The sequence below is a fragment of the Mesorhizobium sp. M0244 genome (assembly GCF_040321795.1).
In the GTDB taxonomy this organism is placed as follows: Bacteria; Pseudomonadota; Alphaproteobacteria; order Rhizobiales; family Rhizobiaceae; genus Mesorhizobium.
Genome location: NZ_JAMYSE010000047.1, coordinates 43541 through 52098 on the forward strand (window position 1 = coordinate 43541; position 8558 = coordinate 52098).

At 62.7% G+C, this 8558-nt stretch carries 9 protein-coding genes; 2 read left to right on the forward strand and 7 right to left on the reverse strand.

Features of this window, described 5'->3' with window-relative positions:
* Positions 1-35: 35 nt before the first annotated feature.
* From NKJ08_RS24100 to NKJ08_RS24115, 4 genes are all read right to left on the reverse strand, one after another.
* Entirely contained in the window at positions 36-644 is a 609-nt protein-coding gene (locus tag NKJ08_RS24100) for an ABC-type transport auxiliary lipoprotein family protein (protein ID WP_502906350.1), read from the reverse strand.
* 82 nt (positions 645-726) lie between these two features.
* A complete protein-coding gene (locus NKJ08_RS24105) occupies positions 727-2100 on the reverse strand; it encodes an MlaD family protein (RefSeq protein ID WP_352523425.1) in 1374 nt (457 codons plus the stop codon).
* Between the two features lie 13 nt (positions 2101-2113).
* Positions 2114-2932 carry an ABC transporter ATP-binding protein gene (locus NKJ08_RS24110; protein ID WP_352523423.1) on the reverse strand — a complete coding sequence of 273 codons (819 nt, stop codon included), beginning with the start codon at positions 2930-2932 and terminating at the stop codon, positions 2114-2116.
* A 1-nt stretch (position 2933) separates the two neighbouring features.
* Positions 2934-4118 carry an ABC transporter permease gene (locus NKJ08_RS24115; RefSeq protein ID WP_352523421.1) on the reverse strand — a complete coding sequence of 395 codons (1185 nt, stop codon included), beginning with the start codon at positions 4116-4118 and terminating at the stop codon, positions 2934-2936.
* 78 nt (positions 4119-4196) lie between these two features.
* Here NKJ08_RS24115 and dgcA point away from each other — a divergent pair, with 78 nt between their 5' ends.
* Positions 4197-5180: an N-acetyl-D-Glu racemase DgcA gene (gene dgcA, locus NKJ08_RS24120; protein ID WP_352523420.1), complete on the forward strand. Its 984-nt coding sequence runs from the start codon at positions 4197-4199 to the stop codon at positions 5178-5180.
* Here dgcA and NKJ08_RS24125 read toward each other — a convergent pair.
* Both NKJ08_RS24125 and NKJ08_RS24130 read right to left on the reverse strand, forming a co-directional pair.
* A complete protein-coding gene (locus NKJ08_RS24125) occupies positions 5151-6368 on the reverse strand; it encodes an MFS transporter (protein ID WP_352523418.1) in 1218 nt (405 codons plus the stop codon). The two genes, dgcA and NKJ08_RS24125, sit on opposite strands and share 30 nt — an antisense overlap.
* 127 nt (positions 6369-6495) lie before the next feature.
* Positions 6496-7317 carry a UDP-2,3-diacylglucosamine diphosphatase gene (locus NKJ08_RS24130; RefSeq protein ID WP_352523842.1) on the reverse strand — a complete coding sequence of 274 codons (822 nt, stop codon included), beginning with the start codon at positions 7315-7317 and terminating at the stop codon, positions 6496-6498.
* Positions 7318-7437: 120 nt separating this feature from the next.
* Between NKJ08_RS24130 and NKJ08_RS24135 the strand changes: the two genes are divergently transcribed.
* Positions 7438-8217: an SDR family oxidoreductase gene (locus NKJ08_RS24135; RefSeq protein WP_352523416.1), complete on the forward strand. Its 780-nt coding sequence runs from the start codon at positions 7438-7440 to the stop codon at positions 8215-8217.
* Here the strand turns inward: NKJ08_RS24135 and NKJ08_RS24140 are convergent.
* Positions 8214-8558: hypothetical protein (locus NKJ08_RS24140; protein WP_352783644.1), on the reverse strand; the 345-nt coding region annotated here is incomplete at its 5' end. The genes NKJ08_RS24135 and NKJ08_RS24140 overlap by 4 nt on opposite strands.

The window sequence follows — 8558 nt, forward strand, 5'->3', positions numbered from 1 at the left end:
GCCCGGATGATCGCGCCTGGCGGCGTCTGGCCGGTTCAGATCACAGTGTCCGTCCAGTTGACGATTTGCCTGGCCGCATCGCCGAACGCGGCATCGAGCGCGCCGACATAGGCCTGGTTGCCGCTGCCCGAAACGGGCGCGGTCGCGCTAAACGTCTTCGACGCCCGTACTTCGCCGTTGCGGTCGTTCAACAGGCGCACGAACAGCTCGATCTCGGCATGTTCGCCGCCGTCGACCCGCACCTCGAACGAGCGGATTTCGACGATCACCTGATAGTCGATCGCCAGCCCCTCGCCCGGCTTGCCAACACCGGTAAAGCTGCCCGAGCGCTGGAAGGTCTCTGCCAGCCGCGCCTGTACGATCATCGGCAGCCGGTCGGCCCATTGCGCGCCCTTGAGATACTGGATCGATCGCGGCGATGGCTTGATGACGATGTTTTGGCTGTCCAGCGCCTTGAGCGCCGATGGCTGGGCGATGAGGATCTGGCGACGGCTGTGGCCACGCGCTTCCAGCGACGGCGCCGAAAGCTCAAACGTATCCAGCGGCGCCGGCTTGCCGCCCAGCGCCGCGCAGCCGGCGAGCGAAAGCGCCAGCAGTGCCGCTCCGGCCTTGAACCCACTCGATCGGACGCTGCCTGAACTGATCGACTTCAAACGCGATCCCCCCCGGATCGTGGAAACAACGCGTATCTGCAAGCTATGTTCTTGCGGTGGGCGCAGGCCAAAGTCAACGGCGCACCCTGCCGTCGAACTGCCGAACCTCACCCTCGCCGCCGGACAGGATCCGCTGTGGATTGCGGCTGAGGTCGGTCACGGCCTCTTCGATGCGGTTGATCGAACGACGGCTGTCCTGGACCAGCGATTCGACGTTTTGCAGCCCCTGTCCCGAGAACCGCGCCAGATTGTCGGTGATGGTACCGAGGCGGGCATTCAGCGTGTCGGCGACCTGCTTGAACGATTTGAGCGTCGCCCTGGCATCGGCCATGACGCCGTCGGCCTGACCGGAGCCGAGCAGTTTGTCGACCTTGGCAAGGATACCGTCGACTCGCACCGAGGCATCGTTGAGGCGTCCTGCGAGCTGGTGCGCGTCTTTGATGGTTTCGTCGATGTCGTCGGCCCGGTTGGCGAACTTGTTGGTCACCTTGGCGATGTCGGCGGCAGCTTCGTTGGCGTTTTCGCTGGCCTTCTGGATATTGGCCAGCGCGGTGCGAACCTCAGCCGGATCGATGCCGTCGAGAACGCCGTCGACCTTGGCCAGCGTGCCTTGCGTCTTCTGGGCGAACTCGTTGATCGAGCCTACCGCCGTGTCGACGTTCTTGATGACCGTGTCGAACTGCTTGCTGGTTTCCTTGAGGTTGGTGGTGACAGTGTCGACATTGGCGACGATGCTCTTGATCTGGTCCTTGTCGACGGCGTTGAGTAGCCCTTCCGCCGCCTTCAGGGTGCTGTCGAGCTTGCCCGAAACGCCCTTCAATTCGTCTGCCAGCGAGCTGACGCTGGCCAGGAACTTGTCGACGCCGTCCGAATTCCTGGCCAGCGCATCGGAGAAGGTCTGGACATTGTTGACGGTCTGCGTGAGCGGCCCGCGAACGTCCTTGGTGAAGCCTTCGAGCTCCGAAAGGACCTTGTCGGCGCGGGTGAAGATGTTCTGCGCCGTCTGCAGCAGATTGGTGACCGCCGACGGGTTGGCAACGATCTCGGCGACACGGCCTTCCTTTTCCGCCTCGTCGAGGAGCTTGGGCTCCTTGGGGTCGGCGCCCTTGAGCTCGATGTTGGCCTGGCCGGTGAGGCCGGCAAGCCCGATATCGGCCTGCGTCGACTTGGTGATCGGCGTATTCCGGTCTATTTCGGTGTCGGCGATGGCAGCGGTCGGATTGTCGACGTCGATATAGACACGGCGCACGTCGCCGACCTTGACGCCGTTGAACAGCACGAAGCTGCCACGGCCGAGCCCCGAAGCGGACCCTGGAATGCGCACGCGCAGTATCGTCGTCTCACCCTTGTCGCCGATCGCCGCCGTCCAATAGACGAAGGCGAAAGCCGCGAGGATCGCGGCCAGCGTGAAAATGCCGACAATGACGTAGTTGGCCCTGGTTTCCATTGCTCACTTATGGCTATGCGCGCGCCGCAAGATCAAGTTGCCGGGCGCGTTTTCCGCGGAAATAGGATTTTACCCAGGGTTCCTCGCTCCTGAGCATGTCGTCGATCGTGCCCTCGACCAGCACTTTCTTGTTGCCGAGCACCGCCACGCGGTCGCACGCGGTAAACAGCGTGTCGAGATCGTGTGTGACCATATACACGGTCAAATCCATTGTATCGCGCAGCTTGACGACCAATTCGTCGAACTCCGCGGCGCTGATCGGATCGAGCCCCGACGTCGGTTCGTCGAGGAAGACGATGTCCGGGTCGAGCGCCAGAGCGCGCGCCAGCGCAGCACGCTTGATCATGCCGCCGGAAAGCTCGGAGGGGAATTTCTGCGCCGCGTCCGGCGGCAGTCCGACCAGCTCGACCTTAAGCATGGCCAATTCGTCCATCAGCTTCTTCGGCAAATCGAGATATTCGCGCATCGGCACCTGGACGTTTTCGAGAACGGTCAGCGCCGAAAACAGCGCACCATGCTGGAACAGCACGCCAAGCCGCATGTCGATGCGAAGGCGCTCCCGTTCGCTTGCCTTTTCGACGTCGACGCCAAACAGTTTGATTGTTCCCGATTGCTTGCGCGTCAGGCCAAGGATGGTACGCAGGAGGACGGACTTGCCGGCACCGGAAGCGCCGACGAAGCCGAGAATTTCCCCGCGCCAGATATCGAGCGACAATTTGTCGAGAATGACCTTATCGGCGAAGGACACCGTGATGTCGTGCGCCGACAGCACGATCTCGTCTTCTTTGGCTTTCTCCGCCACCTTGGTCGAGTTTGTGCCCGGCAGCGCCATGTCAGAACTCGATTGCTGCATAGAACATGGCGAAAAGCCCGTCGAGGATAATGACCACGAAGATCGACTTCACCACTGAGGCGGTCACGTGCTGGCCGAGCGATTCGGCGCTGCCGCCAACCTTCATGCCTTCGACCGAGGCAATCGTGCCGATGATCATGGCCATGAACGGCGCCTTGATCAGGCCGGCAAAAATGGTGCTGAGGTCGATGGCGACGCGCAGCCGGTCGATGAAGGCCGCCGGTGCAATATCGGAATAGAGCCATGCAGCCAGTATGCCGCCGCCAAGTGCCGCGAAATTGGCGATGATCGTCAGGCAAGGCAGCGCGATGACCAGCGCGACCAGCCGCGGGAACACCAGCACACCGATCGGATTGAGACCGATGACCTTCAGCGCATCGACCTCCTCGCGCATCTTCATTGAGCCGATTTCGGCGGTGATCGCGCTGCCCGAACGGCCGGCGATCATGATCGCCGTCATCAGCACGCCGAGTTCGCGCAGGATCAGCACACCGACCAGGTCGACGACGAAGATATCGGCGCCGAAATAGCTGAGCTGATAGGCGCCTTGCTGGGCGACGATCGCGCCGACGATGGCCGACATCAGCACCACCACGGGTATGGCGCCGACGCCCATGCGATCGATCTGGTTGAAGATCGCCGCCATGTTGACGGCATGGCCGCGGCCAAGCTTCATCTGCGAGCCGCGTATCGTGGCGCCGAGGATGTTCATTGCGGCCAGGAAATCGTCGCGCATCTCATAGACGCGCCGGCCAACCGCCTCGAGCCCGCGAATGATGAAGTTGGGCGGCTTTGCCGGACCGGATTCGGGCTCGCGTCGAACCGCATCGCCGACGGCGCCGAGCAGGATCGAGGCAATCTCGCTTTGCCCCTGCATCGTGATCTCGACGCCTTTCTTTTCGAAGCTGCTGACCAGACGATCGATCAGCCAGGCGCCGGCAGTGTCCATCTTCTCGATCTGCGACAGATCGAGCGCCAGCGTCTTGAAGCCGCTGCGCTTCTCGATCTTGCGCATCTCGGCGTCGACCAGCGCCACGGTACGTGTCGTCCAGCTTCCCGAGAAAGCGCAGCCGAGAACGCCGCCCTCTTCGCCGATCGCGATGCGCGGCTGGTGGTCGGGCTCCTTGGCAGTGCCGCTTGCCTCGCGTTTGCGGATGGTCAACATGGCGTCCTGTTTAGCCTGACGGGGCCGACCTGTCGATTTGCCGACATCCTCCTTGTTGCACAGCCGGAGCAGAAAAATATGGCGCGTGTCATTTCGGTCGAGGCCGAGCGCTTTCCCATCGCCGGCACCTTCACCATTTCACGCGGCTCGAAGACCGAGGCTGAGGTGATTTCCTGCACCATCAGCGAAGGCGGCCATATCGGGCGCGGCGAATGCGTTCCCTACAAACGCTATGGCGAGATCATGGAGGGTGTGCGCGACGCGATCGAGGCGATGCGCGGTGAGATCGCGGGCGGCATCAGCCGCACCGCCCTACTCGACGCCATGCCTGCCGGCGCGGCACGCAACGCCATTGACTGTGCGCTCTGGGACCTGGAAGCGAAGATCAGCGGAACACCGGTGGCGCATATGATACGCGCCGTTCCGTTACGGGCGCTTGAGACGGCTTACACACTGTCGCTCGCCGAGCCGGAGGCGATGGCGGCGCAGGCCCGCGCAAATGCCAAGCGCCCGCTGCTCAAGGTCAAGATCGGTGGCGACAACGACATCGCCCGCATCCGCGCGGTGGCGGAGGCAGCACCCGACAGCCGCATCATCCTCGACGCCAATGAGGGCTGGACGAACGGCAACATCGTGGAAAACCTCGCCTTTGCCGCCGGGCACGGCATCGCCCTTATCGAACAGCCGCTGCCGGCGGGACATGACGATATTCTTCGCCACATCGCGCATCCGGTGCCGATCTGCGCCGACGAAAGCGTGCACCAGGCGAAGGACCTCGAAGCCCTTGTCGGCCTCTACGACGCCGTCAACATCAAGCTCGATAAATCGGGCGGCCTGACCGCAGCACTCGTTCTTCGCGAGCGCGCCCGCGAACTGGGTCTTGGCGTCATGGTCGGCTGCATGGTCGGCACATCGCTGGCGATGGCGCCGGCCGTGCTATTAGCGCAGGGTGCCGATTTCGTCGATCTCGACGGTCCGTTGTTGCTAGCCCGCGACCGCGTTCCCGGTCTCGTCTACCAAGGTTCGCTGGTGTCACCGCCCGAGCCGGCGCTGTGGGGTTGAACGCGCCGCAAGCCCGATCAGCGCCAGGCCCGTCAGGGCGATGGGGATCATCGCAAAGAAGCCGTTCGCGCCGAAGCGGTCATAAAGAGGGCCTGAAATGAGCGTCGCCACGGCCATGAAGAAGCCGTTGGAGAAATAGGCGATGCCTTGTGCGGCCCCGGTGCGTTCTTCCGAGACCGTCTCACCGATCATCTTTTGCAGGCCGATCAGCACCAGTGCCACCGAAACCGCGTGCAACGTCTGGATTGCGAAAAATCCGCCGACGCCAAGGCCAAGCGGCCAGATCAGCGGGAAGGCGATCCAGCGCACGATCGCGCCTATCCCGGCAATCAGCATGATCGACACGACCGAGAAAGAGGCAAAAGCGCGGGTGAAGACGACGAACATGCAGATCTCGGCGACAACGCCCCACCCCCACAGCAACCCGACAACCGAATCACTGATGCCGATCGACTTCCAGTAGATCGACACGAAGCCGTAGAGAAACGCGTGGCTGGCGGTGATGACGCCGACGCCCGTCGAAAAATAGAGGAAGTACGGGTTGAGGAGTTTCGGTGCCGATTGCTGGATATCGGCGGCCGAAAGTGGCGAGGCGCGGCGCGGGCGGCCGAGGCGCGGCGCAATCAGCCCGGCGGCTAGCGCGGCACACAACGCCGCGAAGATGATCACCGGGACGGCCTGGGCACCGCTCGCCGACAGGATGAAACCGCCGGCGAGATTGGCGCAGAGATAAGAGATCGAGCCCCATTTGCGCATGCTTGCGTAATTGGAACCGAAGCGGCGCACACCCGAAAGGGCGAGCGAATCGGCAATCGGCGAATGCGGCGTCCAGACGACCGTCAGCGCCAACGATACGGCAAGTACCATTGCGTAGGTCGGCGGCAGGAAGTAACCAGCCGACAGGATCAGCGATGCGGCGACCAGCGCGACATAGACATTGGCGCGGTCCCTCGCTTTGTCTGCCAGCGCGGTAAGAAAAGGCGTCGTCAACACGCGCAGGAACATCGGCGCGGCGAGGATCACGGCTATCTGTTCGGCATGGAACCCCTTCGCCTGCAGCCACAGCGGGAAATAGGGCACATGCGTTCCGAGCGGCACAAAAAGCGTAAAGAACATCAAGCTCATGCGCAGTTCGAAATGGCGTGGCTTGACGAGCTGTTCGGGCGAAAGCGGCGGCAGCGAGGACATCAACAGGCGATCCGTCGGCACGGCATTTGGCCGGGTCGGCCCACCACACCTGCCGCTGCATAACACGGCGAAAAAGTCGATGAAACCGTTGGACTAACCGATTAAAGCGCGATGAGGCCGGGGTTGGTCAAGCCGCCTGGACTGCCCTGCCCTTGATGTCGATCGGCACCAGCACTTCGTCGCCGACCGGCGTTTCAGGCAGGACATGCGCCCAGTGCAGGATCTCCATCTGACCGTCGAAATGCTCGACCACCGCCGTGCAGCTTTCCACCCAGTCGCCGGTGTTGATGTATTGCACGTCCTCGTAGCTTTCGATCGCGGCATGGTGGATGTGCCCGCAGATCACGCCGTCGACATGCGAGCGGCGCGCCTCCTCGGTCAGCACGGTCTGGAACGAGCCGATGAAATTCACCGCCTTCTTGACCTTGACCTTGGCCCAGGACGAGAACGACCAGTAAGGTAGACCGAGCACTTGGCGCAGGCGAGTGATGACGCGGTTGACCAGCATCGCCGCGTCATAGGCGTAGTCGCCTAGATAGGCCAGCCAGCGCGCATTGTGGACGACGGTGTCGAACTGGTCGCCATGGATGACAAGAAGGCGTTTGCCGTCGGCGGTCTCGTGGATGGCACGGTCGGCGACGACGATGCCGCCGAAATGCACGCCCTGGAACTGGCGCGCGAACTCGTCATGGTTGCCGGCTATGTAGGTGATGCTGGCGCCCTTGCGCGCCTTGCGCAGCAATTTCTGGATCACGTCGTTGTGGCTTTGCGGCCAATGCCAGCTTCGTCTCAGGCGCCAGCCGTCGACGATGTCGCCGACGAGATAAATGATATCGGCATCGTGATGGCGCAGGAAATCGATCAGGAATTCGGCCTTCGCCGCCTTCGATCCGAGATGGACGTCGGAGATGAACATGCTGCGGAAAGTGCGGGGCTCTGCGCCGGACATCATTTGTCACCGTTGCTTTCGCGTGAGGCTATGCCCCGATTCATGCAACAACCGTATGACGGTTGCGATTGGTCCAGCCATACGGGTAGGTTGCCGCGGCAATCAGAGGAGAAAATCACCATGGACCTCGGCATTCGCGGCAAGAAGGCCATAGTCTGCGCTTCGAGCAAAGGCCTGGGGCGCGGCTGCGCCATGGCACTGGCCGAGGCAGGCTGCGATCTGGTCGTCAACGGCCGCAACGCCGATCAGCTGGCCAAAACCGCCGCTGAACTGCGCGAGAAATTCGGCGTCAAGGTGACCGAGATTGTCGGCGACGTATCCAAGCCCGGGGTCCAGAAGGCGCTGCTTGCCGCCTGCCCCGATCCAGATATCCTCGTCAACAACAATGGCGGTCCGCCGTTTCGCGATTTCCGTGCGCTCGACCGTGAAAAGATCCTCGAAGGCGTCACCCAGAACATGGTGACCCCTGTCGAACTGGTTCAGGCCGTGATCGACGGCATGGCGGCGCGCGGCTTCGGCCGCATCGTCAATATCACCTCGCTGTCGGTCTACGTCCCGATTCCCGGCCTCGATCTGTCGTCCGGCGCCCGCGCCGGCCTGACTTCGTTCCTTGCCGGCGTCGCGCGCACGGTGATCGACCGCAATGTGACGATCAACAACATGCTGCCGGGCAAGCTCGACACCGACCGGCTGCGCGGCCCGCACGAGGCCGGCAGCGTCGAAGATCCGGCTGCCGCCGCCGCCCGCAAGGCGCAGGCCGCAGCCAACGTTCCGGCCAAACGGCTCGGCACGCCGGAGGAGTTCGGCCAGATCTGCGCCTTCCTGTGCTCGGTCCACGCCGGCTATCTGACCGGGCAGAACATACCGGTGGATGGTGGCCTCTACGTCAGCGCGTTCTAATCCAACGCTTGGTACCCGCTGAAAACGAAGGGAAACGGGCCCTTCTCTGCCATTCCTTCGAAGAAGTTGAAGGGCAAGCCGTGGCCCAAATGCGACCTTGGTCTTTCGCTCGGTAAATAGCCGCGTCGCGCCTCATGTCGGCCGCAACGACGTTGACTGCGGTTGCTCAAAAGCAGATGAGGTGGATGGCTCCCGCTCCCGGCCTCTGAGTGCCACAGTGGGTTTGCTGTCAGGCAACCCGAGCAAAGGAGCCATCCGCCATGCAGATTACCACCGTGGGCCTTGATCTGGCCAAGCGCATTTTTCAGGTTCATGCCGTCGACGCGTCTGGGGGCGTTGTC